Here is a 26,978-nt window from a genome sequence, read left to right on the forward strand (position 1 = left end):
GAGCCCGGGGCCGGCCGAGCCGGTAGCGTGCGTCCGCTGAGTCCGCCGTTGTGACACTCGCCGCACCCCGCGAGGTCACGGCGTCGTCCGTCCAGTCCCTGGGTGACCGCACCGGTAGGGTGGCCCGGTTGTCATATCTGGACGAGCGTCGAACCGGAGACCGTGACTACCACCGCCACCTCCTCCCATCACCTCTCTCCCGCCTTCCCCGGCCGCGCCCCCTGGGGCACGGCCAACAAGCTGCGTGCCTGGCAGCAGGGAGCCATGGAGAAGTACATCCAGGAACAGCCCCGCGACTTCCTCGCGGTCGCGACTCCCGGCGCCGGAAAGACCACCTTCGCGCTGACCCTCGCGTCCTGGCTGCTGCACCACCATGTCGTCCAGCAGGTGACGGTCGTCGCGCCCACCGAGCACCTGAAGAAGCAGTGGGCAGCCGCCGCCGCGCGCATAGGGATCAAGCTCGACCCGGACTACAGCGCCGGACCGCTCAGCAAGGAGTACCACGGCGTCGCCATCACGTACGCCGGAGTCGGCGTCCGCCCGATGCTCCACCGCAACCGCTGTGAGCAGCGCAAGACCCTCGTCATCCTCGACGAGATCCACCACGCCGGTGACTCCAAGTCCTGGGGCGAGGCCTGCCTCGAAGCCTTCGATCCGGCGACCCGCCGCCTCGCGCTGACCGGCACGCCGTTCCGCTCCGACACCAACCCCATCCCCTTCGTCACGTACGAGGAGGGCAACGACGGGATCCGGCGTTCGTCGGCGGACTATACGTACGGGTACGGGAACGCCCTGGGCGACGGTGTCGTCCGGCCCGTCATCTTCCTCTCCTACAGCGGCAACATGCGCTGGCGCACCAAGGCCGGCGACGAGATCGCCGCCCGCCTCGGCGAGCCCATGACCAAGGACGCCATCTCGCAGGCCTGGCGTACCGCGCTCGACCCGCGCGGCGACTGGATGCCGAACGTGCTGCGCGCCGCCGACCGGCGGCTGACCGAAGTCAGGAAGGGCATCCCCGACGCCGGCGGTCTGGTCATCGCGAGCGACCAGGACTCCGCCCGCGCCTACGCCAAGCTCATCCGCGAGATCACCGGCACCAAGGCCACGGTCGTCCTCTCCGACGACGCCGGCGCCTCGAAGCGGATCGACGAGTTCAGCGAGAGCGACGACCGGTGGATGGTCGCCGTCCGCATGGTGTCCGAGGGCGTCGACGTCCCCCGCCTCGCCGTCGGCGTGTACGCGACGACGATCTCCACCCCGCTCTTCTTCGCGCAGGCCGTCGGACGTTTCGTACGTTCGCGCAGGCGCGGCGAGACCGCCTCCGTGTTCCTTCCCACCATCCCCAACCTCCTCGGCTTCGCCAACGAGATGGAGGTCGAGCGCGACCACGTCCTCGACCGGCCGAAGAAGGACGGCGATGAGGACCCCTACGCCGAGTCCGAGAAGGAGATGGCGGAGGCCGAGAAGCAGCAGGACGAGGACACCGGCGAACAGGACATGCTGCCCTTCGAGGCGCTGGAGTCCGACGCCGTCTTCGACCGCGTGCTCTACGACGGTGCCGAGTTCGGTATGCAGGCCCACCCCGGCAGCGAGGAGGAGCAGGACTACCTCGGCATCCCCGGGCTCCTCGAACCCGACCAGGTGCAGCTCCTCCTCCAGAAGCGGCAGGCCCGGCAGATCGCCCACAGCCGGAAGAAGCCCGACACCGAGGCCGACCTGCTGGAACTCCCGGCGGAGCGGCGCCCCGTCGTCTCGCACAAGGAGCTCCTCGAACTGCGCAAGCAGCTCAACACGATGGTCGGCGCGTACGTCCACCAGAGCGGCAAACCCCACGGGGTCATCCACACCGAGCTGCGGCGCGTGTGCGGCGGGCCGCCGAGCGCCGAGGCGACCGCCGGGCAGATCCGCGAGCGGATCAAGAAGGTGCAGGAGTGGGCCACCCGCATGAGGTGATCCACCGCATGAGGTGATCCACCGCATGAGGTGATCCACCACCGCGATCTGTCGGAAGACACAGCCGAGGGCCCGTACGCGCAGCCGCGTACGGGCCCCGTTCGTACCGTCGCTCGTGCCCCGCCCGTACCGCGCCGACATAGTCGATCTTGTCGGTCAAACGCCTCTGACCGGCCGACTTGCACCCCGAAGCGGGTGTATCGGGTCGCACGCGCCCGGATTCTGGACGAGGTCTTCCGCTGAGCGGAGTGGCTCGCTACTGTCCCCGCAATGCAAACGCCCCGTGGCAGCGCCGCCGCGGAGCGCAGCCGGTGCGCATGGCCTGCCGGCGGCCTCTGACGTGCGTCGCCGACGGGACCGGTGTCGCAGCTCTCGTGAGGACCGCCGTCACTCACTCCGATCACTCCGAAGGAGAGGGCGTCGTGACCGCGGAGACCTCCCAGACGCTCGACCGGGGACTTCGAGTCCTCAAACTGCTCGCCGACACCGACCACGGCCTGACCGTCACCGAGTTGTCCAACAAACTCGGTGTCAACAGGACCGTCGTCTACCGTCTGCTCGCCACACTCGAACAGCACGCGCTCGTACGACGGGACCTGGGCGGCCGAGCCCGGGTCGGCCTGGGCGTGCTCCGGCTGGGCCGCCAGGTCCATCCGCTGGTGCGCGAGGCGGCGCTGCCCGCGCTGCGCTCGCTCGCCGAGGACATAGGCGCGACGGCGCACCTCACCCTGGTCGACGGGGCGGAGGCGCTGGCCGTCGCCGTCGTCGAACCGACCTGGACCGACTACCACGTGGCCTACCGGGCCGGCTTCCGCCACCCGCTGGACCGTGGCGCGGCCGGCCGCGCCATCCTGGCGGCCCGGCAGGGCAGCCTGATCGAGCCCGGATTCACGCTGACGCACGGCGAGCTGGAGGCGGGCGCGAGCGGCGCGGCGGCTCCGCTGATCGGGATCACCGGGATCGAGGGCAGCGTGGGCGTCGTGATGCTCGCGGACGCGGTGCCGGAGCGGGTGGGGCCCCGGGTCGTGGACGCGGCCAGGGAAGTCGCCGACGCGTTGCGCTAAGGCGCGCTGCGGTTACGGGGGTTCACGGCGCCGGTCCGGGGTTCGGGATGACCCGGGGCCGGTCCGGCGTTCGGTCGACCCGGGCGGCCACACGGGGCGACCGCTCCAGGGGCCAGCGCGGCCCTGGCCCAGGGGGCGCCGTCCGACCCGGGCTCGGGCTTCGCGGCGACCCCGGTTTCGCGGTGCCGACTCCAGGCCCCCGAGGGCCCGGCCGCAAACCCGGGCTTCCAGCCCCGCGTGCGCCGTCCCCGTCCGCGCGATCGTTCAGGAGTCGCCCACCAGCAGTGCCCCCAGCGCCGTCCGCCGGTGTTCCACCGACCTTCCCGCTCGCGCCGTCGTGATCAGGCCCGCGCCCCGCAGCGCCGACGCGTGCGCCGACGCCGTCGCGTTGCTGACGCCCAGGCGGCGGGCCAGGGCCGTCGTGGTGTGGGCGTCGGTGAGGGCGCGCAGGAGTGCGAGGCGGGTGCCGCCGAGGACCGTCGCCAGGGATTCCTCCGAGCCGGGCGCCCCGTCCGGTGTGAGCGGCAGACCCGTCCCCGCCGCGTACGTCACGACCACCGGCCGGCCCGGCAGGTCCTGGACGAGCGGGCGGCCGGTCCAGTGGAAGGTCGGCAGCAGGACCAGCCCGCGCCCGGCGAGGTCGATCTCCCGCTCCTCGCCTCTTCCCGCAGCGCGGTTGACCTCCCGCCCCAGCCCGCGCCGCCCGGCATCGCTCTCCCGCCCGCCCCGCGCCCCCCACTCCCAGACGTCGCCCTGCAGCCGGGTGCCCGGGACCAGCGCCGGGAGGGCCGCGCCGATGCCGTGTGCGGCGACGGTCAGGGCGTGCCGGGTGAACTCCGCCCGGTGGAGGTCCTGGACCTGCGGCCACACCGGTGCCACGACCGTGTCGAACGCCGCCCGCTGGGCGCGGCGCAGGACCTCCCGCGCCCCCGTCCCGCCCCCGTGGAGCTCCCGGATCCAGCGAGGGGACGGCCGCCCCGCGTACACCCGCTCCAGCTCCGCGCGCACCAGCTCCGGCGGGGCCGCCGCCACCAGGTCGAAGCTTTCCGCGGGCGTCTCGCCGAGCACGTCGAGGAAGCGCGGGGGATCGCCCGCCGGGACGAGGTCCGCCAGCGGCGCCGCGGCGTCCGGAAGGGACCGCAGCACCCGTCGTCGCCAGCGGCCGAAGAGCAGGTCGTCGCCGCCGAGCAGGGTCATGAACGCCGCGTTCAGCTCCGGCACGGGGGCGGGCCGGGCGGCGAACCGCACCCGGGCGAAGTCCTCCGCCGTGAAACGGATCCGGGTCACCGCACCAGCCTTTCGTCGCAAGCCTTTCGTCCAGAGCCTCAACCCTCGCCGGAGCCCTCGGCCCGGCGGCAGCCTGTCCCGCATGACACCTTCTCCCATGGACCGACGGACCGTCACCAAAGCGGCCGCCGTCGCCGCCGCCCTGGCCCTCTCGCCAGCCCTCACCCCGGCGCCCGCCCGGGCCACCCCCACCCCGCGCGACCTCGTCCTCCGGCTCCCCGCGCCCACCGGCCCGTACAAGATCGGTGCCACCACCCTCCACCTGGTCGACCCCTCTCGCAACGACCCCTGGGAGCCGGCGATCGGGGTACGGGAGGTCATGGTCACCGTCCTCCACCCGGCCCGTACCGTCCGCGGATATCCGCGCGCACCCCAGCTGACCGAGGACGCCGCCGAGCTCTTCACCCTGCTCGCGCCCCGGATCCGCCCGGGCCTGCCCGAGGCCGGGGCCGACTGGACGGCCACCCGTACGCACGCCCACACCGGCGCCCCCGTCCTGCCCGGCCGGTGGCCCGTGCTGCTCTACAGCCCCGGCGGCGGCGACGCCCGCACCATGGGCACCTCGCTCGCCGAGGAGCTGGCGAGCCACGGCTGGGCCGTCGTCACCGTCGACCACCCCGGGGACGCGAGCGAGGTGGACTTCCCCACCGCCCGCCCCGGCCGCGACAAGGTGCGCCCCACCGTCTTCATCCGGCCGCCCGACGCAGAGCAGTTCCGCACCATGATCGACACCCGTCTCGCCGACATCCGGTTCGTCCTCGACCGGCTCGAAGCCCTGGAGGGGCCCCTCGGCCGCGCCCTCGACCTGGGGCGGATCGGGATCTACGGGCACTCGGCCGGCGGCACCGCCGCCGCCCAGACGCTGTACGACGCCCCGCGCGTCGCCGCCGCCGTGAACCTGGAGGGCCACCTGGACCAGGCCGACGGCACGCTGTTCCCGGTGGCCCGGTACGGCGTCGACCGCCCGCTCCTCCTGCTGGGCACCGACGGCTTCCGCAGCGCGCGGCTGGACCGCTCCTGGTCCGCCGCGCTCGCCCATCCCGGCGGCCGCGTCCGCCGGCGGCAGCTCGACGACGCGGACCACTGGGTGTTCACCGACTACGCCTCCCTCGTGCCGGGGCTGCACGCCGCCGGTCTGATGACCACCGCCGACCGGGTCCGGCTCGTCGGCGCGATCGAGCCGAGGACGTCCGTGCCCGCCGTGCGCCGACAGGTCCGCTCGTTCTTCGGCCGACGGCTGCCGGTGAGGCCCGCACAGTAGATTGGGGCCGTGCTCTCCCGTCTCACGCGTCACCGTGCCCTCGCGTTCAGCGCCCTCCCCGTCGCCGCGCTCCTCGCCGTCGTCGGGCTCGCGCCGCTGCCGTACGCCATCGCACAGCCCGGCTCCACGGCCGATGTGCTCGGCAAGTACAAGGGGCGTGAGGTGATCACGATCAGTGGCGCGCCGGTCCGTCCGACGCAGGGCAAGCTGCTGATGACGACCATCGTGGCCACCGGACCCAGCGTCGCCAACGACTTCGGCGACGTCGCCGACGCCTGGTTCCGTACCGACCGGGCCGTGCTGCCGCGCGACGCCGTCTATCCTCCCGGGAAGTCGGACGCCGAGGTCGAGAAGCACAACCTGGCCGAGATGAAGCAGTCCCAGGACGCGGCCGTCGTGGCCGCCCTCAACCACCTGGAGCTGGAGCCCGAGGACGTCGACGTCACCCTCCGCCTCGCCGACGTCGGCGGGCCCAGCGCCGGGTTCCTCTTCTCCCTCGGGATCATCGACAAGCTCGACGGCGACGGTTCCGGCGGCGACCTCACGGCCGGCCGGACCATCGCCGGTACGGGCACGATCAGCGCGGACGGCACGGTGGGGGCGGTCGGCGGAGTCGCGCTGAAGACGCAGGCGGCCGGGCGGGACGGGGCGAGCGTCTTCCTCGTACCGAAGGACGAGTGCTCCCAGGCGCAGTCGGAGCTGCCGAAGGGGATGCGCCTGATCCCGATCTCCACCCTCGGCGACGCGGTGTCGTCCCTCCGGGCCCTGGGTCAGGGTCAGGAGGCGAAGGTCCCGAGCTGCTGACCGGCTCCTTCCGCGGGCACGACCCGGCCTGATCGGCAAGACGCCCCCTAGCCCTCCTTGATGAAGCCCTGCTCGATCAGCCACTCCTTCGCCACCTCGTGCGGGTCCCGCCCCTCCACGTCCACCTTCGCGTTCAGGTCCCGCGCCACCGCCGTCGTCAGCCGCGCGCTCAGCGGGTTCAGAAGGCCGGCGATCGCCGGGTACCTCTCGTACGTCTCGGCGTGCAGCGCGGGCGCCGCGTTGTAGTTGGGGAAGAAGCGCCTGTCGTCCGCCAGGACCGTCAGGTCCATCGCCTTGATCCGGCCGTCCGTCGTGAACACCTCGCCCAGCAGGCAGGAGTCGGACTGCGAGACCTGGGTGTAGATGATCCCGGCGTCCATCTTCCTGATGTTGGCCGCCGGCAGCTTCATCCCGTACTCCTTCTCCATGCCCGGCAGTCCGTCGTCACGCGAGGCGAACTCGTTCTCGACGCACACCGTCACCGCCGAGGGGTCCTTCCGTGCCAGCGCGGCCACGTCCGACAGCGTCTTCAGGCCGTACCTCGCGTTGTTCTTCTTGGAGATCGCCAGCGCGTAGGTGTTGTTGAGCGTCGACTGCGGCAGCCACGTCACCCCGTGCTTCACATCCGCGTCGCGCACCGCCCGCCACTGCGCCTGCGGGTCGGTGATCGGCTCGGCATTGCCGAGGTACGTGATCCAGGCCGTGCCCGTGTACTCGTAGATCGCGTCGGCGTCGCCCCGTACGATCGCCTCGCGGCCGCTGATCGAGCCGGGCAGGTTCGTCCGGTCGAGGACCTCCGCGCCCGCCGCCTTGAAGATCAGGCCGATCATGTGGCCAAGGATGATGTTCTCGCTGAAGTTCTTCGACGTGATGGTGAGCGAGGCGCCCCGCAGCGGCCGGCCCTGGCCCACCGAGCCCGGCACCACGTCGTCCACCATCGGCGAACCGCTCTTCAGGCCGCAGCCGGACAGCCCGGTCAGGGCCGCTCCCAGGACCAGCAGCCCCGCCAGGGCGGTGCGTACCGAACGCGTCACTTCCCCGCCTCCAGCCCGTGCGGCGTCAGGGCCACCTCCGCCAGCGAGGCCAGCCAGTCCACCAGCAGCGCGAGCGCCACCGTCAGGACCGAACCGAGGACGAGGACCGCCATCCGCTGCGTCTGGATCCCGGAGGTGATCAGGTCCCCGAGCCCGCCGCCTCCGCCGAAGGTGGCGAGCGTCGCCGTGCCCACATTGAGCACGAGCGCCGTGCGCACGCCGGCGAGGATCAGGGGTACGGCCAGCGGCAGTTCGACCTTGCCCAGCGTGCCGAGCGCCGACATGCCGATGCCCCGGGAGGCCTCCACCAGCTGGGGGTCGATCGCCCGCAGGCCGGCCACCGTGTTGGAGAGCACCGGCAGCACCGCGTAGATCACCATGCCGATGATCGCGGTCGACGGGCCGATGCCCAGCCAGATGACCAGCAGGGCGAGCAGGCCGATCGCCGGGGTCGCCTGGCCGATGTTGGCGAGCGCGGTGAAGAGCGGCGCGGCCCGGGTCAGCCGCCGGCGGGTCAGCGCGATGCCCAGCGGGATCGCGATGATCAGCACCCAGAAGGTGGAGATCGCCGTCAGTTTCACGTGCTGCCACAGGCGCAGCCGCACATTGCCGTCGTCCAGGGAGTTGCGGGCGATCGAGTCGAGGTCGGTGTTGGCGATCCACAGGAAGGTGGCGAGCAGGACCGCCGCCACGACGACGGGCAGGAACACCAGCTTCTGCCAGGTGATCCGGCGGCGTGGCGCAGGGGGCGGAGGGGGTTCCTCCTCCTCGACCGCGTGACCGTCGTCGCGGAAGGCGTGGCCCCGGAGGTCGTGTTCGCCCGGCGGGCGCCGCTCGGCCGGGATCACGGGCCCCCCTCCGGCTCCCGCTCGATCTGGCCGTGCCGCAGCTCCTCCAGATCGTGCTGCTGCTCGATCGCCGCCAGCCGGTCGGCCTCCAGAAGCTCCTGCACCGAGTTCATCAGCGTCTGCATGTCGACGACCCCGATGAACTCCCCGCGCCGCCCGGTCACCGCCACCCGGCCGCCGGAGTCGATCAGCACCGCCTCCAGGGCGTCGTGCAGGGTCGCGTCCCGCGTCACCGTGTCGTGCACCAGCTGGCCCGCCCGGGCCAGCGAACCCTTGGCCCGCATCAGGTCGCCGCGCCGCAGCCACTTGTACGGACGCCCGCGCCGGTCCAGCATCAGCAGCTCGCTGTGGGTGCTCCGGCGCAGCATGTTGAAGATCGACTGGAGTGGGTCGTCCACCGTCACCGTCGGGAACTCGGCGATCTCCACCTCCCGTACGCGGGTCAGGTTCAGCCTCTTGAGGGCCGCCCCCGCCCCGACGAAACCGGAGACGAAGTCGTCGGTGGGGTTGGTGAGGATCGCCTCGGGGGTGTCGAACTGGGCGATGTGGGAGCGCTCGCGCAGGACGGCGATCCGGTCGCCCAGCTTGATCGCCTCGTCGAAGTCGTGGGTGACGAAGACGATCGTCTTGTGCAGCTCGTGCTGGAGCCGGATCAGTTCGTCCTGGAGGTGGTCGCGGGTGATGGGGTCGACCGCCCCGAACGGTTCGTCCATCAGCAGGACGGGCGGGTCGGCGGCCAGCGCCCGTGCCACGCCGACGCGCTGCTGCTGTCCGCCGGAGAGCTGGCGCGGATAGCGGCCGTGGAACTCGCGCGGGTCGAGACCGACGAGGTCGAGCATCTCCTCGACCCGGTCCTTCACCCGCGCCTTCGACCAACCGACCATCCTCGGTACGAGGGCGATGTTCTCGGCCACCGTCATATGGGGGAACAGCCCGGAGGACTGGATCGCGTACCCGACCTTGCGGCGCAGCTTCACCGGGTCGATGTCGGTGACGTCCTCGTCGTTGATCCGGATCCGGCCGCTCGACGGCTCGATCAGGCGGTTGATCATCTTGAGGGTGGTCGACTTCCCGCACCCGGACGGCCCGACGAAGACCACCGTCTCGCCCGCCTTGATCTCCATGTTCACGCTGTCCACGGCGGGCTGGGGGCTGCCGGGATAGCGCTTGGTAAGGTTCTCCAGCTCGATGGAGGCCCCGGAGGCGACGCCGGAGGTCCCGCCGGGCGTCGTTTCGGGCGCGGTCTCAGACACGGATCCCCCTCGGAATGGTCAGCCGGCCGATCAGTACGTACGCGGCGTCGAAGAGCAGGGCGAGGACGATGATGCCGAGCGTCCCCGCGAGCACCTGGTTGATCGCGTTCGCGCTGCCCAGCGAGGCGATGCCGCGGAAGATCTCGTTGCCGAGGCCGGGGCCCGAGGCGTACGCGGCGATGGCGGCGATGCCCATCAGCATCTGGGTCGACACCCGGATGCCGGTCAGGATCGGCGGCCAGGCCAGCGGCAGCTCGACCCGGAACAGCCGGGCCGTCCGGGACATACCGATGCCCTTGGCCGCGTCCACCAGGTTCGGGTCGACGCCGCGCAGGCCGACGACCGCGTTGCGGACGATGGGCAGCAGCCCGTACAGGGTCAGGGTGATCACGGTCGGCGGGACGCCGAGGCCGACGAGCGGGATGAGCAGACCGATCGCGGCGAGGGAGGGGATGGTGAGGAGCGAGGCGGTGGACAGGATGGCCAGATTGCCCGCCCACGGGCTGCGGTAGGTCAGCAGACCGATGAGGAGCCCGAGCAGGGTGGCGATCACCATGCACTGGAAGACCGCGCTGACGTGCTGGAAGGCGTCCGTGAGCAGTTGCTGATGCCGGTTGGCCAGATAGTCCCAGAAGCTCACACGCCTCCCCCTCCACGGGGCTCGTCCCTCTCGGCCGTCCCTCTCCGGCGCCGTCTCCCTTTCGGCCGTCCCGCTCCTACCGGGGCTCGTCCTTCGCGGCCTGCTCCACCAGCGGGATGATCCGCAGCGGTACGGGGTTCTCCATGACGATCGCCGTGGAGGCCCGGACGATGCCATCAAAGCCGACAACCCGGTCGATCACCCGCTGGAGATCGGCGTTGGAGCGGGCGACGAGCCGGCAGAGCATGTCGCCGTGACCGGTGGTGGTGTGCAGCTCCAGCACCTCGGGGACGGTCGCCAAGTGCCCCCTTACGTCGGCACCTTGACCCTGTTTGATCTCCAGGGTCGCGAACGCCGTCACGGGGTAGCCGAGTGCCGCCGGATCGACCTGCGGGCCGAAACCGCGGATGACTCCGTTCGACTGAAGACGGTCGAGCCGGGCCTGGACCGTGCCGCGCGCGACGCCGAGGCGCCGGGACGCCTCCAGGACCCCGATGCGCGGCTCCCGCGCCAGCAGCACGATCAGACGCCCGTCCAGATGATCGATCGCCACAGCGTCCTCCCAGTGGTCATCATGTACAAGTCGCCCGCCCATACTGGACGGCCGCTGAGCAGATTGCCCACCCCTGAGGCGAACTATTGCGCAGCTTGCCGTTCGGCGGGACTCTGCCCCCATGACTGAGACCATCCAGCACACCCCCTCCACGGCGCGGCAGGCCGACCCCTTCCCCGTGAAGGGAATGGACGCGGTCGTCTTCGCCGTCGGCAACGCCAAGCAGGCCGCGCACTACTACTCCACGGCCTTCGGCATGAAGCTCGTCGCCTACTCCGGACCGGAGAACGGCAGCCGCGAGACCGCCAGTTACGTCCTGACGAACGGCGCCGCCCGCTTCGTGTTCACCTCCGTCATCAAGGCCTCCACCGACTGGGGCCGCTTCCTCGCCGACCACGTCGCCGCACACGGCGACGGCGTCGTCGACCTGGCGATCGAGGTGCCCGACGCGCGCGCCGCGTACGCGTACGCCGTCGAGCACGGCGCCACGGGCATCACCGAGCCGTACGAGCTGAAGGACGAGCACGGCACCGTCGTCCTCGCCGCCATCGCCACCTACGGCAAGACCCGCCACACCCTCGTCGAGCGCTCCGGCTACGACGGCCCCTACCTGCCGGGCTTCGTCTCCGCGAACCCGATCGTCGAGCCGCCGGCCAAGCGCACCTTCCAGGCGATCGACCACTGCGTGGGCAATGTCGAGCTCGGCAGGATGAACGAGTGGGTGGCCTTCTACAACAAGGTCATGGGCTTCACGAACATGAAGGAGTTCGTGGGCGACGACATCGCCACCGAGTACTCGGCGCTGATGTCCAAGGTGGTCGCGGACGGCACCCTGAAGGTGAAGTTCCCGATCAACGAGCCGGCGATCGCGAAGAAGAAGTCGCAGATCGACGAGTACCTGGAGTTCTACGGCGGCGCCGGCGTCCAGCACATCGCCCTCGCCACCAACGACATCGTCGCGACCGTCCGCTCCATGCGGGCCAACGGCGTCCAGTTCCTCGACACCCCGGACTCGTACTACGACACCCTCGGCGAGTGGGCGGGCGAGACCCGGGTGCCGATCGAGACCCTGCGCGAGCTGAAGATCCTCGTCGACCGTGACGAGGACGGCTATCTGCTGCAGATCTTCACCAAGCCGGTCCAGGACCGCCCGACCGTCTTCTTCGAGATGATCGAGCGCCACGGCTCCATGGGCTTCGGCAAGGGCAACTTCAAGGCCCTGTTCGAGGCGATCGAGCGCGAGCAGGAAAAGCGCGGCAACCTCTAGTCCGCGTACGTGTCGGCCCCACGGAACCTGACCCGTGGGGCCGCACCCCTGTCAGGGCTTCGGTGCGGGCGCCTGTGCCCGTGCCTGTTCGGCCTTCCGGTTCTTCTCCGGCTTCTCCGTACGGGAGGGTGCCGAGCGCAGCTCGCTCGGCAGCTCGTCCGGCGGATCGCCCAACGCCCGTACGGCCTCCTCCGCCTTCGGAGCGAGCAGCGGCGAGAACCACGGATTGGTCCGCAGCGCCTCCGCCAGATGGCGACGGGCCGGGCCGTACTCCTCCAGTGCCCGCTCGATCTCCCCCCGGTGGTACGAGTACAGCGCGCTCCGCAGCCCCTCCTCCGTCGCCCGCTTCGCGTACTCCAGCGCCTCCTTCGGCTCCCCGGCCCGGAACAGCGCCCACCCCAGCGCGTCCGCCACCTGCACCGACCGGTGCCCGCGCGCCCACTCCGCCTCCAGCCGCCGCACCGCCGCGTCCGCTTCCCCGTGGTCCGCCTCGAACAGGCCGAGGACCACCTCGGCGTTCGACCGGTTCGCCCACACCCCGCTCGTCAGCCGCTCGTACAGCGCACGCGCGTCCTCCGCCAGGCCCAGCGACTCGTACAGTTCGCCGGCCTCCAGGACGTACTCCGGCAGCGGCGACCGGTCCAGCGCCGCCCGGTAGTCGCGGAGCGCCTCGTCCGTGCGGCCGAGGGCCGCCAGCGCCCGCGCCCGCCCGGCCAGCGCGGGGCCGTGGTCCGGTACGGAACCCAGCGCCGCCCCGTACCGCGCCACCGCCTCCTCCGGCTCACCCCGCTCCCACGCCAGGTCACCGACGCGCGTGAGGGCCGCCGCCTTCTCCGTACCCGTCTCCGCCCGCTCCGCCGCGTCCAGCGCCGCCGCCGCCGCGTCCTCGCGCCAGCCGCGGTTGCGGTACGTCTGCGCCGCCCGTGCGCTGACCTGCGCGCCCGTGTGCAGCTCCGCCAGCCGGTCCATCGCCCCCTGGGCCGACTTGTAGTCCCCGAGACCGTTGTACGCGTCGATCAGCAGCGGGTACGCCGTCCAGCGCTTCGGGTTCGCCTTGCGGACCCGCTCGCCCCACGTCTTCGCCGACTTCCAGTCGCCCCGGGCGTTGGCCAGGGCGGCGAGGCCCAGCTGCGCGTCGAGGTTCCCGCGCTCGGCCGGCACCACCGCGAGCGAGCGCCGCAGGGCCTGCTCGGCCCGCGCGTAGAACGCGGCGTCGCCCAGCCGCCCGCCCCGCTCCGTATAGGCCGCGCCCAGCACGGCCCATGACGCCTCGTCGTCCGGGTGCTTCTTCAGCCACTTCTCCCGGTCACCGATCAGCGCGGTGAGATCCGGCAGCGACGCCTCCGCACCCGCGTTCACCGCGGTCATCGCGCGCGCGGCCGGACCCGGAGCCGGCGGCGGGCCGTCCTCGAACAGCCCGGGTGCGATATCGGGGGCGTACAGCAGCGCCGTCGCGGCGAACACCGCGCCCACCCCGGCCGCGAGGACCGTCCTCGACACGTTCTCCGTCTTCATGGCGCTTACTGTGCGCCTGTACGAAGAGCACACGAAGCGCCCACTCCGGCGGGTTCACACCGATGGCCCCGGCTGCCAGGCTGGACGCATGGACGATCTTCTGACGCGGCTCCACGCCGAGCTGCGGGCCGGGCTCCCGGACGAGGCCCTGATCACCGATCCGGACGTGATGGACGCCTACGCCCGCGACATGGCGAGCTTCTGCGCGGCCGGCGCCCCCGCCGTCGTCGTACTCCCGCGCACCGTCGAACAGGTCCAGCACGTCATGCGGACGGCGACCGCGCTCCGCGTCCCGGTCGTCCCGCAGGGCGCGCGCAGCGGCCTCTCCGGCGCCGCCAACGCCTCCGATGGCTGCATCGTGCTCTCCCTGGTGAGGATGGACCGCATCCTGGAGATCAACCCCGTCGACCGGATCGCCGTGGTCGAACCGGGCGTGATCAACGCCGTGCTGTCCCGGGCCGTCAACGAGCACGGCCTCTATTACCCGCCGGACCCGTCGAGCTGGGAGATGTGCACCATCGGCGGGAACATCGGCACCGCGTCCGGCGGGCTGTGCTGTGTGAAGTACGGAGTGACGGCGGAGTACGTCCTCGGCCTCGACGTCGTTCTCGCGGACGGTCGGCTGCTCAGCACCGGCCGCCGCACCGCCAAGGGCGTCGCCGGATACGACCTGACCAGGCTCTTCGTCGGCTCCGAAGGCAGCCTCGGCATCGTTGTCAAAGCGGTGCTCGCGCTCCGGCCGCAACCCCCGCGGCAGCTCGCGCTCGCCGCCGAGTTCCCCTCCGCGGCCGCCGCCTGCGAGGCGGTCTGCGCGATCATGGAGCGGGGCCACACCCCGTCGCTGCTGGAGCTGATGGACCGCACCACCGTCCACGCGGTCAACCGGCTGGCCAGGATGGGGCTTCCCGACTCGACCGAGGCGCTGCTCCTGTGCGCCTTCGACACCCCGGATCCGGCCGCGGACCTCGCCGCCGTCGGAGAGCTGTGCACGGCGGCCGGGGCCACGCAGGTCGTACCCGCCGAGGACGCCGCCGAGTCCGAACTGCTGCTCCAGGCCCGCAGGCTGTCGCTCACGGCCCTGGAGGCGATCACGTCCGCGACGATGATCGACGACGTGTGCGTACCGAGGACGAAGCTGGCCGCGATGCTCGACGGTACGGCCGCCATCGCCGCGAAGTACGACCTGACCATCGGCGTCTGCGCGCACGCGGGGGACGGCAACACCCACCCCGTCGTCTGCTTCGACCAGGCCGACGAGGACGAGGCGCGGCGGGCGCGGGAGTCCTTCGACGAGATCATGGCGCTCGGCCTGGAACTGGGCGGCACGATCACCGGCGAACACGGCGTCGGTGTACTGAAGAAGGAGTGGCTGGCCCGCGAGCTGGGCCCGGTCGGCCTCGAGCTGCAGCAAGGGATCAAGCGGACCTTCGACCCGCTGGGCCTGCTGAACCCCGGAAAGCTGTTCTGACGTCTGTTCCGACTGATCTGACGTCTGTTCCGACGTCCTCCGTCCGGGCTCACGCGTCACCGTCCTGGGGGTCGTCCGTCGGCCACGGGTCGCGCGGCCACAGGTCGTCGGAGACGGCGGTCGCGGCGAGGAGTCGGGCCAGACCGTCGTCGATCCCCAGCTGCTCGGCCTCGGTGCCCGGCGGCACGGCGCGCAGGGTCCGCTCCAGCCAGGCGGACACCTGCGCGGAAGGCGCTTCGAGCAGCGCGTCCCCGTCGGGGGAGGAGAGGGCCATCAGAACGACGTTGCGGCCGTCGACCTTTGTGGGCCAGATCCGGACGTCCCCGTGCCCGCAGGGCCGGAAGACGCCCTCGACGAGCAGCTCGCGGGCGAAGGTCCAGTCGACCGGGTGGTCCGAGCCGAGGTGGAAGGTGATGTGGACGGCGTAGGGATCACCGGTGCGGTAGGCGAGCCGGGCGGGCACGGGGACGCTGCGCTCGGGGGAGAGCACCAGCTTCAGCTCCAGCTCGCGCTCGACGACGGTGTTCTCGGTGTTCTGCATGGCCTTGCTCCCTCTCGTACGGGGGCCCGGGTGGGCCCGCAGGGGGAGAGAGCGGGGTGGGCGCGAAGTATGACGCGACTTCGGGAAAGTTTTTCGGGGAGTTTCCGGGCGGGCGGGAGGAGGGGCGGTCGGGCCTGGTCGGCGCGCGGCCCGGGTGGCGACGGCGGACCTCCGCGACCGGTGAGCCGACGCGGCGTGCGGGGCATCCGGGCGCACGTACACTCGGCCCATGAACAGCCACGGCTAGGGCCTGTCGTTTGGATCACGCCGGGCTCGCGTGCCCTGGCGCTTCCCGCCGCGCCCGCGCCGCTCCCTCCCGCCGCACCACCTTCCGCGACGGGTCCCACGCCGGCAGCCCGGCCTGATCACCGCGCTCCCGACCGGCCTCTCGCCTCAAGGGCACGCGTCGCCCTTCCCACCCCACCACCGCAGTCCCGACGCTCCGTCGGCGCTGCCGCCAGGCGAGGGCCGCACGCCGGGCCGTAGCCGTCTCCGAAGGGACCACCGTGAAGTTGAGCGGGTTGTTGACCGGCCATGAGCACCACGTCGTCCACGGCGACACCGAATCGACGCGGATCACCGCGGGCACCACCTTCGACGTCGACCGGGTGGTGCCGGGCTCGCTCTTCATCGCCGTACCCGGCCACCGCGGCGGCGGCCCGGCCTCCATCGGCGCGGCGCTCGCGCGCGGGGCGGTGGCGGTACTCGTCGACGCTGCCGGAGCCGCCGCCGCGCCCCCGGGAGGGGAGCTGCTGCCCGCCGTGTGCCTCGTACGGGTGCCCGACACCCGCAAGGCGGCCGCGGTCGTCTCCTCCCGCTACTTCGGCGAGCCGGGCCGGCACATGGACCTGGTGGCCGTCACCGGCACCAACGGGAAGACCTCCATCTCCTACATGGTCGAGTCGCTGCTGAGGATCTCGGAGGGAGCCTCGGTGGGCGTGATCGGTACGGCGGGCAGCCGGATCGGCGACGAGGTGATCCCGATGCCGCCCTCGGTGCTGACCACACCGGAATCGCCCGACCTGCAGTACCTCCTGGGCCGTATGCGGGATCAGGGCACCGGCAGCGTGGTGCTGGAGGCCACCTCGATGGCCCTGCAGACATACCGGATGGACAGAACCTTCGTCGACGTCGGCGTCTTCACCAACCTGACCCAGGACCACCTGGACGATCACGGCACGATGGCCCACTACACGGACGCCAAACTACGGCTGTTCCAGGGGCTGTGCCGGCACGCGGTGGTCAACGTGGACGACGCCGTCGGAGCCGGAATCCGCGTGATGATGCCGGACGAGGTGACCACCTACGGCCTCGACGAGGAGGCGGATTTCCGCGCCACGGACCTGGTCGCGGACGCCTCGGGCACACGGTTCACGCTCAACTACGCCGGCCGGGCGTACCCGGCGTCGATCCCGGTCCCGGGCCGCTTCTCCGTCTCCAACGCCCTGGCCGCCGTCGCGGCCTGCCACGTGCTGGGGCACGACCTGGACGGGCTGGTCGCCGCGCTCGCCGAGATGCCGCCCGTACCGGGCCGGTTCGAGCGCTTCGTGACCCCCGCCGGCGCGTCGGTGATCGTGGACTACGCGCACTCTCCCGACTCCCTCGACAAGGTCCTCACGGCCATCCGGGGCTTCGCCCGGGGCCGGGTCGTCACCGTCTTCGGCTGCGGCGGAGACCGCGACACCACCAAGCGGGCCGAGATGGGCCGCATCGCCGGCACCCATTCCGACCTGTGCGTCCTGACGTCGGACAACCCTCGCACCGAGGACCCCGAGGCGATCCTGGACCAGATCGCCCCCGGCATCGAGGCCACCGGCACGCCGTACCGACGCTCCGCCGACCGCCGCCGGGCCATCGCTCTCGCACTGTCCGCGGCTCGGCCCGAGGACATCGTCCTGATCGCCGGAAAGGGCAGCGAACCGCACCAGATCGTGGGTGAGGAACTGCTCCCCTTCAGCGACATGGCAACCGTCCGCGAGCTGTCCTCCCGCCTGCTCCCCTGAATCCGGAACTCCGGCCCGGGCGGGCAGGGGCCACGGTCACGATCGGTGACAGGAGGCCCGGGAAGCCCCTCTCGACGGACGACCGTCGGCCTGAGCGTGACGGTGAGTGGCGAGATTGTGGGGATGTCGCCCGAAGGCGGGTTTTCTCTCGGCCTCCGTCTTCCCGCGGCCTCGTTCTTCGTTACTGTCCTCCTTGGGCCGAGCGCCCGATGGTCGACGAAGCTTTGTGACGGAACGGAGTCGGGGCAGTGGCTACTCCTCCTGGAGCCGGCGGGGAGGTACCGCAGGCCGGGTACTACCCGGACCCGTCCATTCCCGGGTACATCCGGTACTGGAACGGGGGCGCCTGGGTGCCCGGGACGAGTCGTCCCGCGCCCCAGGAGGGCGAGGCCCTGCCGGCGGCGCCGGTCGCGGTGATGCCCTCGGTGCCCGCGCCGGCTCCGGCTCCGAACCCGGTGTCCGCGCCGGTGCCGGAGCAGGTGCCCGCCGTGGAGGAGACCGGCCCCGTCTTTCTGGACGAGGACCCGGAGATCGACACCCGGCCCGAGCCCGAGCCGGCCTCGGCGTGGCAGGCGGACACCTCCCGGCAGACGGGCTTCGGCGGCGACCGTGACCGGAAGGTCCGCTGGGGCGCGCCAGGTGACCAGGGCCAGGACGAGGGCCAGGACTTGGGCCGGGAGCGGCACCAGGAACCGGAGCCCTCGACCCCGGCCGCCGTCCGGGACCCGCGCATCGCCGCCGCGTCCCCGGCCCGGCTCGGCGGCATGCCCGTCACCCCGGCCACGGCCGCGGACCCGACGGGCGGCGCGTTGCCCGGCGTACGGCAGGCCCCCAAGGCCGACCGGCAGCGTCCGCCCGCCGACGGCACGATGACGATCCGCGCCGTGCCGCCGCAGACGGACAGGGCCGGACGCGGCGGGCAGCCTGCCCAGGGAGAGCGGGCCGGGTCGGGCGCCCGGGCGCCGCAGGGGTCCGACGACCCGCAGGGTCTCCTGAGCCCGCAGGGACCGCAGGGTGCGCGGAGTGTCCAGGCGCCGTACGGCCCGCCCGCCGAACAGGGCCCGCAGGCGGCGCCGCAGGGCGCCCAGGCCTCTCCGGTGAGCCAGAGCCGGCCCGGATCGCCGACCCCGCACGGGGCACAGGCTCCGCAGGGCCCGCAGGCGCCCCATGCGCCCCGTGAGCCCCACGCGCCGCTCCCCAGCCAGGCACAGCCCGCCCCCGCCCCCGTCACCACCGGCCCCGGCGGTGGTGCGCCCTCGTGGGCGCAGCAGGTGCACCAGCTCGCCCAACCGCCCGGCGGCCAGGCCGAGTCCGAGCAGCCCGTGCTGCCCTGGAAGCCACCCGTCGAAGACCCGTTCCTCCAGGCCGCCCGTGCCCAGGCCGCCGCACGGCCCGCCGGGCTCGGCAAGCGTCTCGTCGCCCGGCTCGTCGACACCGTCGTGCTCGGCGCGCTCAGCGGCGCCGTGGCCTTCCCCTTCGTCGTCAAGGCGCTCGACCACATCGACGCCAAGATCGAGGCGGCCAAGCAGTCGGGAGTCACCGTCCAGGTCTGGCTCCTGGACGGCACGACCTCCCTCTACTTCGGGATCGCGCTGGCCGCCCTGCTCGTCCTCGGTCTGCTCTACGAGGCGCTGCCCACCGCCAAGTGGGGGCGGACGCTCGGCAAGAAGCTGTGCGGCCTCCAGGTACGGGACATCGAGGCGCACGAGCCGCCGACCTTCGGCGCGGCCCTGCGCCGCTGGCTCGTCTACAGCGTCCTCGGCCTGCTGGCCGTCGGTGTTCTCAATGTGCTGTGGTGCCTCGTCGACCGCCCCTGGCGGCAGTGCTGGCACGACAAGGCGGCCCGCACCTTCGTCGCCGGCTGACCGCCTGACTGGCTGACAGCTTGACCGCCTGACCGGCGCGGTCCGGGGGCGCCCCATCCGGGGCCCCCACCCGTACACCCCGTACAGCGGTCCCCCGAACGGGCGGCGAATCGTTGCGGGAGCCCGCCGTGCGCGGTGCACTGCCCCCATGAGCAACGACCAGCCGACGCCCGGCCAGCCGCCCGAGGACGATCCGTTCCTCAAGAAGCCGCAGGACCCCACGCCGCCGTCGGCGGGGTCTCCGTACGGCAGTCCGCCGCCGGACGGTCCGCCGCCCGAAGGTCCCCCGCCCGGCGGGTCGGGCCCGACGGGCTCGCCGTACGACAGCGCGCCGCCTCCTCCGCCGTACGGCGGTTACGGGGGCGGCTACGGCGGTACCGATCCGCTCGCCGGGATGCCGCCGCTCGCCGAGTCCGGCCGGCGCATCCTCGCCCGGATCATCGACTGGCTGATCATCGCCGTACCGCTCGCGATCATCGGCATCCCGTTCGACGTCTACCAGCGGGCCACGGACAACGACGCCGACTTCGGTGACACCGTCAACAGCTTCAACGGCGGCAGTCAGCTGATCTTCCAGCTCATCACCATCGTCGCGTACGTCGCCTACGACACCGTGATGACGGCCAGGAACGGCCAGACGCTGGGCAAGAAGTGGATGAAGCTGCGCGTCGCGATGCTCAACGACGGCTCCACGCCGCCGATGAACACCTCGCTGATCCGTGCCGTCGTGCTCTGGCTGCCCGCGCTGATCTGCTGCGCGTGTCTGTGGCCGCTGCTGATCCTGATCCTCATCCTGGTGGACAAGCCCTACAAGCAGGGCCTCCACGACAAGGCGGCCAAGACGGTCGTGGTCTCCGTCCCGCAGTAGCCCCGGCGGACGGGAACTATCCGGTCACGAACGGATCCTGGTGTCGGCCCCCGCCCCCGCGTGGACGGCCGGTACCCGGATCTCTTCGTTCCGGGGGAGTGGTTCCGCCGTCGGGCGGGGCTCGCGCCGCGGCGCCGGCATCGTCACCGTGACGAGCAGTCCGAGGACGAGCCCGGCAGCGCTGATCGCGACGATCCCCAGCGTGTTCGTCGTACGGGACAGCAGCAGCAGGGCGAGGGTGGAGAAGACCACGGTGGCCGAACCGTAGGCGAGCTGTGCGGCGTTCGGACGCGACATGACGGTTACCGTCCCTCGAAGCATCGGCGGGTCGCACTCCCGGGCGACTCTACGTCGGTGCATGCCCGAGCGGAACCAGCGGTAAGCGTGACCTCACCCACGGTGCGGATGCACGGGGGGCGCATGGAGTCATCGTTGCGCCAACCGTCCCGCGGGGTGCGCCGGATGGCCGTCCGGATTCCGGAAAGCCGCTCCTGCATAGTGCAGTTGGTCTGTTCAAGTCAAGGTCTGTCTTTTCGGCCGTAACTCCGGTCGAATGTCGTCACTTGTGACGCGCGACCCCGCCTGCGGACATCTACCCCACCTCCGGTCCGCGGTCGCGGGCGCCGGGGAGGACAACATCAAGTGACCATCAGACGACGGGCGATCAGAGCGTCCGCGGTCGTCGTGGCGCTCGCGGCCACGGCCGCCACCGCTTCGACCTTCACCACCGCCTGGGCCCACGAGCACGGTCCGGCCGCCCCGGCCGGCATCGAGCGCCACGACCCGGCGGGCCACGGCCACGGCCACGACCACGCCGACAAGACCGCGGTCGACCACGACCTCGACGGCCCGTTCAGCAAGCAGCGGCAGCAGCAGCGCGAGGCCGCGCTGGAGCAGGTGCTGAGCGGCGACGCCAAGGTCGAGCGCCGCGGCGGCTCCCAGGTCGTCAAGCTCGACAGCAAGAAGTACGTCGAGCTGGGCCGCGAGAAGACCGACAAGATCTTCACGATCCTCGTCGAGTTCGGCGACAAGGTCGACGACACGACCCTGGTGGACCGCGCCGATGACGACACGGCCGAGCCGAAGCCGAAATACGGCGGAACGCCCGGCCCGCTGCACAACCAGATAGCCGAGCCGGACCGTACGAAGGACAACTCGACGGCCTGGCAGGCGGACTACGACCAGCAACACTTCCAGGACCTGTACTTCGGCACCGGCAAGGACCCGAAGACCGGCCAGCCCAAGCAGTCGCTGAAGACCTACATGGAGAAGACCTCCTCCGGCCGCTACTCGGTCGAGGGCGGCGTCTCCGACTGGGTCAAGGTCGAGTACAACGAGGCCCGTTACGGCTCCAACTACTGCGGCAACAGCAACTGCGCCAACGTGTGGGACGCCGTCCGCGACGGTGTCACCGCGTGGGTCGCCGACCAGAAGGCCAAGGGGCGCACCGACGCTCAGATCAAGGCCGACATGGCGCAGTACGACCAGTGGGACCGCTACGACTTCGACGCCGACGGCAACTTCAACGAGGCCGACGGCTACATCGACCACTTCCAGATCGTCCACGCGGGCGAGGACGAGTCGGCGGGCGGCGGCGCCCAGGGCGGCGACGCCCTGTGGGCCCACCGCTGGTACGCGTACGGCACCAACGCGGGCAAGACCGGCCCGGCGCACAACAAGGCCGGCGGCACCCAGATCGGTGACACCGGCATCTGGGTCGGCGACTACACGATGCAGCCCGAGAACGGCGGCCTCGGCGTCTTCGCCCACGAGTACGGTCACGACCTCGGTCTGCCCGACCTGTACGACACCTCCGGCAAGCCCGGCGCCGAGAACTCGACCGGTTTCTGGTCCCTGATGTCCTCCGGCTCCTGGCTCGGCCGGGGCAAGGAGTCGATCGGCGACCTGCCCGGCGACATGACCGCGTGGGACAAGCTGCAGCTCGGCTGGCTCAACTACACCAAGGTGAGCGACGAGCAGCGCGCCACGAAGTCCACCCACAAGCTGGGCGTGGCCGAGTACAACACCAAGAACCCGCAGGCGCTCGTCGTCGAGCTGCCGAAGAAGCAGGTCACCACCGATGTCGTCGCGCCCGCCGAGGGTGCCACGCAGTGGTGGAGCGACATGGGTGACGACCTCAAGAACACCCTGACCCGCTCCGTCGACCTCACCGGCAAGTCGAAGGCCACCCTGGAGCTCAAGGGCTGGTACGACATCGAGCTGGACTACGACTACCTCTACACCGAGGTGTCGACGGACGGCGGCGCCAACTGGACGGCCCTGGACGGCACCGCCGACGGCAAGCCGCTGCCGCGCGACGCGAGCGGCGCCCCGGCGCTGACCGACGTCTCGGGGACGTACAAGAACCTCGTGTACGGCCTGGACGCCTACGCCGGCAAGAAGTTCGACCTCCGCTTCCGCTACCAGACGGACGGCGGCGCGGGCGGCAAGGGCTTCGCGGCCGACGCCATCACGCTGACCGCCGACGGTGCCACCGTCTTCTCGGACAACGCCGAGAACGGTGACAACGGCTGGACGGCGAAGGGCTTCTCGCGGATCGGCAAGGGCTTCACGAAGGAGTACGAGCAGTACTACCTCGCGGAGAACCGCCAGTACGTCTCGTACGACGCGACGCTCAAGGTCGGCCCGTACAACTTCGGTTTCACGGGTGACAAGGCCAGCTGGGTCGAGCACTACCCGTACCAGAACGGCCTGCTGATCTGGCTGTGGGACACCTCGCAGAAGGACAACAACACGGCCGTCCACCCGGGCCAGGGCCTCATCCTCCCGGTCGACGCGCACCCGACGCCGCTGAAGTGGGCGAACGGGACCCTGATGCGCAACCGCGTCCAGTCCTACGACGCGCCGTTCGGCACCTACCGCACGGACGGCTTCCGGCTGCACAACGCGGACGTCCCGACGTGGATCAAGCCGCAGGCCGGTAACCCGGTCTTCGACGACCGCAAGGGCGTCTACTGGTTCAAGGAGACCGAGCGGGCCGGTGTCAAGGTAACTGACACCAACACCAAGATCGCGGTCGTCAAGGAGCCGAAGAACGGCCAGACGATCACCGTCCAGGTGGGTCCGTCGACGAAGTAGTCGACATCATCGCAGGTCAAAGCATGATCGGCCGTCGCCCTCTAGCGGGCGGCGGCCGATCGTGTTTAGGTGCGTCTGACGGATTCCTTATTGACATCGAACGTACGGGGGAGTGGTTTCGGCATGCCCGGTGGAGGGTTCTGCAAGTTGCCAGGGGGCAGCGTGGTCGTCGCGATCGGGCTGCCGAGCCCTGCGGGCGACGGTGCCACGGTCCGCTTCCTGGTCCACGCCGCGAACCGCGCCCGCGCCCTGACCAGGCTGCGGAACCTCGGTCTGCGGGCGGTCTACCTCCGGGGCAACGCGGAGCCCCCGACACCGGACGAGATCACGGCGGTCCTCCACCACCCGGACGGCCTGCTGTGGAGATCCAACCCGGGCGCGGCCCAGGAGCTCTGGCACCCGGCACGCTCCCTGCCGACCGGCTGAGCGGGGCGGCGAGCGACGGGCCACAGGCCAGGGGCCCCGACCCCGGACTCAGACCACCGGCTTCCCGGTCAGCTGGACCCCGGCCGCCCGCAGCTCCTCCAGCGCCTTGTCCGTCGTCTCCTTCGACACGCCCGCGGTGAGGTCCAGCAGGACATGGACCTTGAACCCCTCCCGCGCCGCGTCCAGCGCCGTGGCCCGCACGCAGTGGTCGGTCGCGATGCCGACCACGTCGACCTCCGCGACCTCCCGCTCCCGCAGCCACTCCGCGAGCGTCCTGCCGTTCTCGTCCCGCCCCTCGAAGCCGCTGTACGCAGCCTCGTACGCGCCCTTGTCGAAGACGGCCTCGATCGCCCCGCTGGCGACGGCGGGCGCGAAGTTCGGGTGGAAGCCGACGCCCTCCGTGCCGGCGACGCAGTGCACCGGCCAGGAGGTGACGTAGTCGGGCTCCTGGCCCTCCGGCGCGAAGTGGTCCCCCGGGTCGACGTGGTGGTCCCGGGTCGCCACCACATGCTGGTACGCGGCGCCCGCCGCCTCCCCGACCAGGTCGGTGACGGCGGCGGCGACGTCCGCCCCTCCCGCCACCGCGAGGCTGCCGCCCTCGCAGAAGTCGTTCTGAACGTCCACGACGATCAATGCGCGGTGCATGGGGGGTGTCCTTAGCGGGTCGGAAGGGGAACGGGCCGGAAGGGGAACGCCTTCGAGCCTAGAGACTTCCCCCTCCCTTCGGGAGGGGGCATTTCAGGGCGTTACGGCTGCGTTCTACACGTACTCCGTCGGCAGTACCGCCTCGCCCCGCGAGAGCTGCATGGCGGACATCGGCAGTCCGGCCCGCGCCGCCATGTGCCGCGCCCTGGCCGCCTGCAGGGGCTCGTGGGCCACCACGTCGCCGCCCTTGACCAGCTCGACGAGGAGCCCGCGGTCGGCCAGCTCCGGCGGGACCGGGCCGGTGCCGACGACCTCCGCCTCGGCCACGCCCTCCGCGTCCACCCGCCGCGCCGCCCACTTGCGGCCGCCGACCGACGCCTTCCCGCCCAGCGACTTCTTCGCCACCGGCGTCAGCGGCGCCTCGGGGTCGGCCGACCGGGCGCGGGCCACCAGCTTGTAGACCATGGAGCAGGTCGGGTGCCCGCTGCCGGTCACCAGCTGGGTCCCGACCCCGTACGCGTCGACCGGGGCCGCCGCCAGGGAGGCGATGGCGTACTCGTCCAGGTCCGAGGTGACCACGATCTTGGTGTCCTTCGCCCCCAGCTCGTCGAGCTGCTGGCGCACCCGGTGGGCGACGAGCAGCAGGTCCCCGGAGTCGATCCGTACGGCTCCGAGGTCCTTTCCGGCCACCTCCACGGCGGTACGGACGGCCTCGGTCACGTCGTAGGTGTCGACGAGCAGGGTCGTACCGCCGCCCAGGGTGTTCACCTGGGCCTGGAACGCGTCCCGCTCGGTGTCGTGGAGGAGGGTGAAGGCGTGGGCGGAGGTGCCGACGGTCGGGATGCCGTAGCGGAAGCCGGCGGCGAGGTCGGAGGTGGAGTCGAAGCCGCCGACGTACGCGGCCCGCGCGGAGGCGACGGCGGCCAGCTCGTGGGTGCGCCGGGCGCCCATCTCGATGAGCCGCCGGCCGCCGGCCGCGGCCGACATCCGGGAGGCGGCCGCCGCGATGGCCGAGTCGTGGTTGAGGATCGAGAGGATCACCGTCTCCAGGAGCACGCACTCGGCGAAGGAGCCCTCGACCCGCAGGATCGGGGAGCCGGGGAAGTACACCTCGCCCTCGGGGTAGCCCCAGATGTCGCCGGAGAAGCGGTAGGCCGCGAGCCACTGGAGGGTCGGCTCGTCGACGATGCCCTGCTCGCGCAGGAAGCCGAGCACGTCCGGGTCGAAGCGGAAGTTCTCGACCGCGTCCAGGACCCGTCCGGTGCCCGCCACCACGCCGTAGCGCCGCCCCTCGGGCAGCCGGCGGGTGAAGACCTCGAAGACGGAGCGCCGGTCGGCGGTGCCGGCCCTGAGGGCCGCCCGCACCATGGTCAGCTCGTACTGGTCGGTGAAGAGCGCGGTCGACGGCACGCCCACCCGTCGCCCGGCAGCACCCTTGTTCGGAAGCGCTTCGCGCGCCCCTTCTTCCTGGAGTCCAAGGTCCGCAGCGTTCATGTCAGCGATGCTACCCCCGAATACTCGTCAGAGTGACGATTTCTACCGCCAGGTGTGCGCCCCGTTTGTGCGACGGGCCACTCGGGGTGGCAGCATGGGGTAAGTGAGCGTCGCGCCTATCGAGATCGAACGTACGGAATCGGCCCGGGAGAACCAGGCGGTCGTCGAACCGGACGTGCCGTGGGTGACCCTCGTGCACAACGACCCGGTCAATCTGATGAGCTATGTGACCTACGTCTTCCAGGCGTACTTCGGTTACTCCAAGGACAAGGCGCACAAGCTGATGCTCGACGTGCACCACAAGGGCCGCGCGGTGGTCTCCAGCGGCACCCGCGAGGAGATGGAGCGGGACGTGCAGGCGATGCACGGTTACGGCCTGTGGGCGACGCTGTCGCAGGACCGCGGCTGATGGCCGGCCGTTTCGAGGCGCTGCCCGGCGGCGGCGCGGCCGTGGCCCTCGACGAGGTCGAGGTCTCCATCCTCCGCTCCCTGGCCGTGCAGCTCATGGAGCTGATCGGGCCGGGCGACGAGCCCGTCGAGGGCGAGGACCCGCTGGCGGCGCTCTTCGCCGAAGGGCCGAGCCAGGCCCCGACCGACCCCGCGCTCAAGCGGCTCTTCCCGGACGCGTACGGCGACGAGGACGAGGAGCTGCGCGCCGCGGCGGCCGACTTCCGCCGCTACACCGAGAACGACCTGCGGGCCCGTAAGCGCGGGGACGCCCTGACGGTCGTCCGCAGCCTCGACGCGCTTGCCTCCTCCGGCGAGGGCGGCGTCGTCCTCAAGCTCACCGCGGACGAGTCCCGGGCGTGGCTCGGCGCGCTCAACGATCTGCGGCTGACCATCGGGACCCGGCTGGAGGTCACCGACGAGGACGAGGGCGGCGAGCTGTACCGGCTGCCGGATTCCGACCCGCGCAAGCCGATGGTGATGGCGTACCTCTGGCTCGGCGCGCTCCAGGAGTCACTCGTCGAGACGCTGATGCCGTAGCTGGTCGGCCGCGGTCGGCGTCTCCGTGGCGTTCGCTCAACGGACACTCAAATCCGGATAACGAATACGTCACCAAAGTGTTCTGCCTTGCCGTCTTGAGTCC

General features: G+C 71.6%; 24 protein-coding genes. 13 read left to right on the forward strand and 11 right to left on the reverse strand.

Going from position 1 to position 26,978, the window contains the following annotated elements:
• The first annotated feature begins 162 nt into the window (after window positions 1-162).
• Both ACIRB4_RS24980 and ACIRB4_RS24985 read left to right on the forward strand, forming a co-directional pair.
• Window positions 163-1,953, forward strand: a complete 1,791-nt coding sequence (locus ACIRB4_RS24980) for a DEAD/DEAH box helicase (RefSeq protein ID WP_403294390.1) — start codon at window positions 163-165, stop codon at window positions 1,951-1,953.
• Between the two features lie 422 nt (window positions 1,954-2,375).
• Window positions 2,376-3,017, forward strand: coding sequence for an IclR family transcriptional regulator (locus ACIRB4_RS24985; RefSeq protein WP_403294391.1), 642 nt, complete (start codon window positions 2,376-2,378; stop codon window positions 3,015-3,017).
• Window positions 3,018-3,281: 264 nt separating this feature from the next.
• Here ACIRB4_RS24985 and ACIRB4_RS24990 read toward each other — a convergent pair whose 3' ends face one another.
• Window positions 3,282-4,304: an ArsR/SmtB family transcription factor gene (locus ACIRB4_RS24990; RefSeq protein WP_403294392.1), complete on the reverse strand. Its 1,023-nt coding sequence runs from the start codon at window positions 4,302-4,304 to the stop codon at window positions 3,282-3,284.
• Between the two features lie 97 nt (window positions 4,305-4,401).
• Between ACIRB4_RS24990 and ACIRB4_RS24995 the strand changes: the two genes are divergently transcribed.
• Window positions 4,402-5,565 (forward strand): alpha/beta hydrolase family protein, encoded by a 1,164-nt coding sequence (locus ACIRB4_RS24995; protein WP_403294393.1) that lies wholly within the window; start codon window positions 4,402-4,404, stop codon window positions 5,563-5,565.
• Between the two features lie 9 nt (window positions 5,566-5,574).
• Window positions 5,575-6,369, forward strand: coding sequence for a S16 family serine protease (locus ACIRB4_RS25000; RefSeq protein WP_403294395.1), 795 nt, complete (start codon window positions 5,575-5,577; stop codon window positions 6,367-6,369).
• Window positions 6,370-6,416: 47 nt separating this feature from the next.
• Here ACIRB4_RS25000 and ACIRB4_RS25005 read toward each other — a convergent pair whose 3' ends face one another.
• The 5 genes from ACIRB4_RS25005 to ACIRB4_RS25025 all read right to left on the reverse strand — a co-directional run bounded on the left by ACIRB4_RS25005 (window position 6,417) and on the right by ACIRB4_RS25025 (window position 10,697).
• The gene (locus ACIRB4_RS25005; protein ID WP_403294396.1) at window positions 6,417-7,403 is read right to left on the reverse strand and encodes a glycine betaine ABC transporter substrate-binding protein; all 987 of its coding nucleotides are present in this window, start codon (window positions 7,401-7,403) and stop codon (window positions 6,417-6,419) included.
• Window positions 7,400-8,251, reverse strand: a complete 852-nt coding sequence (locus ACIRB4_RS25010) for an ABC transporter permease (protein ID WP_403294397.1) — start codon at window positions 8,249-8,251, stop codon at window positions 7,400-7,402. The genes ACIRB4_RS25005 and ACIRB4_RS25010 overlap by 4 nt, the downstream gene beginning before the upstream one ends.
• Window positions 8,248-9,504, reverse strand: coding sequence for a betaine/proline/choline family ABC transporter ATP-binding protein (locus ACIRB4_RS25015; RefSeq protein ID WP_403294399.1), 1,257 nt, complete (start codon window positions 9,502-9,504; stop codon window positions 8,248-8,250). Before ACIRB4_RS25015 ends, ACIRB4_RS25010 begins: the two co-directional genes overlap by 4 nt.
• Window positions 9,497-10,144 carry an ABC transporter permease gene (locus ACIRB4_RS25020; RefSeq protein ID WP_403294400.1) on the reverse strand — a complete coding sequence of 216 codons (648 nt, stop codon included), beginning with the start codon at window positions 10,142-10,144 and terminating at the stop codon, window positions 9,497-9,499. The genes ACIRB4_RS25015 and ACIRB4_RS25020 overlap by 8 nt, the downstream gene beginning before the upstream one ends.
• 76 nt (window positions 10,145-10,220) lie before the next feature.
• Complete coding sequence (locus ACIRB4_RS25025; protein ID WP_403294401.1) at window positions 10,221-10,697, reverse strand: Lrp/AsnC family transcriptional regulator; 477 nt, start codon at window positions 10,695-10,697, stop codon at window positions 10,221-10,223.
• A 121-nt stretch (window positions 10,698-10,818) separates the two neighbouring features.
• On the opposite strand from ACIRB4_RS25025, the gene hppD reads away from it, so the two are divergent.
• Complete coding sequence (gene hppD / locus ACIRB4_RS25030; RefSeq protein WP_403294402.1) at window positions 10,819-11,964, forward strand: 4-hydroxyphenylpyruvate dioxygenase; 1,146 nt, start codon at window positions 10,819-10,821, stop codon at window positions 11,962-11,964.
• Window positions 11,965-12,015: 51 nt separating this feature from the next.
• Here hppD and ACIRB4_RS25035 read toward each other — a convergent pair whose 3' ends face one another.
• Window positions 12,016-13,479 carry a tetratricopeptide repeat protein gene (locus ACIRB4_RS25035; protein WP_403294403.1) on the reverse strand — a complete coding sequence of 488 codons (1,464 nt, stop codon included), beginning with the start codon at window positions 13,477-13,479 and terminating at the stop codon, window positions 12,016-12,018.
• A gap of 88 nt (window positions 13,480-13,567) precedes the next feature.
• Between ACIRB4_RS25035 and ACIRB4_RS25040 the strand changes: the two genes are divergently transcribed.
• Window positions 13,568-14,947, forward strand: coding sequence for an FAD-binding oxidoreductase (locus tag ACIRB4_RS25040; protein ID WP_403294404.1), 1,380 nt, complete (start codon window positions 13,568-13,570; stop codon window positions 14,945-14,947).
• 49 nt (window positions 14,948-14,996) lie between these two features.
• On the opposite strand, the gene ACIRB4_RS25045 is transcribed toward ACIRB4_RS25040, so the two are convergent.
• Window positions 14,997-15,488, reverse strand: a complete 492-nt coding sequence (locus ACIRB4_RS25045; protein WP_403294405.1) for an SsgA family sporulation/cell division regulator — start codon at window positions 15,486-15,488, stop codon at window positions 14,997-14,999.
• A gap of 506 nt (window positions 15,489-15,994) precedes the next feature.
• Between ACIRB4_RS25045 and ACIRB4_RS25050 the strand changes: the two genes are divergently transcribed.
• The 3 genes from ACIRB4_RS25050 to ACIRB4_RS25060 all read left to right on the forward strand — a co-directional run bounded on the left by ACIRB4_RS25050 (window position 15,995) and on the right by ACIRB4_RS25060 (window position 20,224).
• Window positions 15,995-17,491, forward strand: a complete 1,497-nt coding sequence (locus ACIRB4_RS25050) for a UDP-N-acetylmuramoyl-L-alanyl-D-glutamate--2,6-diaminopimelate ligase (protein WP_403294406.1) — start codon at window positions 15,995-15,997, stop codon at window positions 17,489-17,491.
• Window positions 17,492-17,739: 248 nt separating this feature from the next.
• A complete protein-coding gene (locus ACIRB4_RS25055) occupies window positions 17,740-19,356 on the forward strand; it encodes an RDD family protein (RefSeq protein WP_403294407.1) in 1,617 nt (538 codons plus the stop codon).
• A 148-nt stretch (window positions 19,357-19,504) separates the two neighbouring features.
• Window positions 19,505-20,224 (forward strand): RDD family protein, encoded by a 720-nt coding sequence (locus ACIRB4_RS25060; protein WP_403294408.1) that lies wholly within the window; start codon window positions 19,505-19,507, stop codon window positions 20,222-20,224.
• A 24-nt stretch (window positions 20,225-20,248) separates the two neighbouring features.
• Here ACIRB4_RS25060 and ACIRB4_RS25065 read toward each other — a convergent pair whose 3' ends face one another.
• The gene (locus ACIRB4_RS25065; protein WP_403294409.1) at window positions 20,249-20,521 is read right to left on the reverse strand and encodes a hypothetical protein; all 273 of its coding nucleotides are present in this window, start codon (window positions 20,519-20,521) and stop codon (window positions 20,249-20,251) included.
• 345 nt (window positions 20,522-20,866) lie between these two features.
• On the opposite strand from ACIRB4_RS25065, the gene ACIRB4_RS25070 reads away from it, so the two are divergent.
• Both ACIRB4_RS25070 and ACIRB4_RS25075 read left to right on the forward strand, forming a co-directional pair.
• Window positions 20,867-23,323: an immune inhibitor A domain-containing protein gene (locus ACIRB4_RS25070; protein WP_403294410.1), complete on the forward strand. Its 2,457-nt coding sequence runs from the start codon at window positions 20,867-20,869 to the stop codon at window positions 23,321-23,323.
• Between the two features lie 123 nt (window positions 23,324-23,446).
• On the forward strand, window positions 23,447-23,749 hold the full coding sequence (locus tag ACIRB4_RS25075) for a hypothetical protein (RefSeq protein WP_403294411.1): 303 nt from the start codon (window positions 23,447-23,449) through the stop codon (window positions 23,747-23,749).
• Between the two features lie 48 nt (window positions 23,750-23,797).
• Here ACIRB4_RS25075 and ACIRB4_RS25080 read toward each other — a convergent pair whose 3' ends face one another.
• Together ACIRB4_RS25080 and ACIRB4_RS25085 are read right to left on the reverse strand one after the other, a co-directional pair.
• A complete protein-coding gene (locus tag ACIRB4_RS25080) occupies window positions 23,798-24,394 on the reverse strand; it encodes an isochorismatase family protein (RefSeq protein WP_403294412.1) in 597 nt (198 codons plus the stop codon).
• A gap of 114 nt (window positions 24,395-24,508) precedes the next feature.
• Window positions 24,509-25,888 carry a nicotinate phosphoribosyltransferase gene (locus tag ACIRB4_RS25085; RefSeq protein ID WP_403294413.1) on the reverse strand — a complete coding sequence of 460 codons (1,380 nt, stop codon included), beginning with the start codon at window positions 25,886-25,888 and terminating at the stop codon, window positions 24,509-24,511.
• A gap of 103 nt (window positions 25,889-25,991) precedes the next feature.
• On the opposite strand from ACIRB4_RS25085, the gene clpS reads away from it, so the two are divergent.
• Both clpS and ACIRB4_RS25095 read left to right on the forward strand, forming a co-directional pair.
• A complete protein-coding gene (gene clpS, locus ACIRB4_RS25090) occupies window positions 25,992-26,297 on the forward strand; it encodes an ATP-dependent Clp protease adapter ClpS (protein WP_403294415.1) in 306 nt (101 codons plus the stop codon).
• Window positions 26,297-26,875, forward strand: a complete 579-nt coding sequence (locus ACIRB4_RS25095; RefSeq protein ID WP_403294416.1) for a DUF2017 domain-containing protein — start codon at window positions 26,297-26,299, stop codon at window positions 26,873-26,875. The genes clpS and ACIRB4_RS25095 overlap by 1 nt, the downstream gene beginning before the upstream one ends.
• Window positions 26,876-26,978: the final 103 nt, after the last annotated feature.

The organism is Streptomyces sp. NPDC093600 (assembly GCF_044764755.1).
GTDB lineage: Bacteria > Actinomycetota > Actinomycetes > Streptomycetales > Streptomycetaceae > Streptomyces.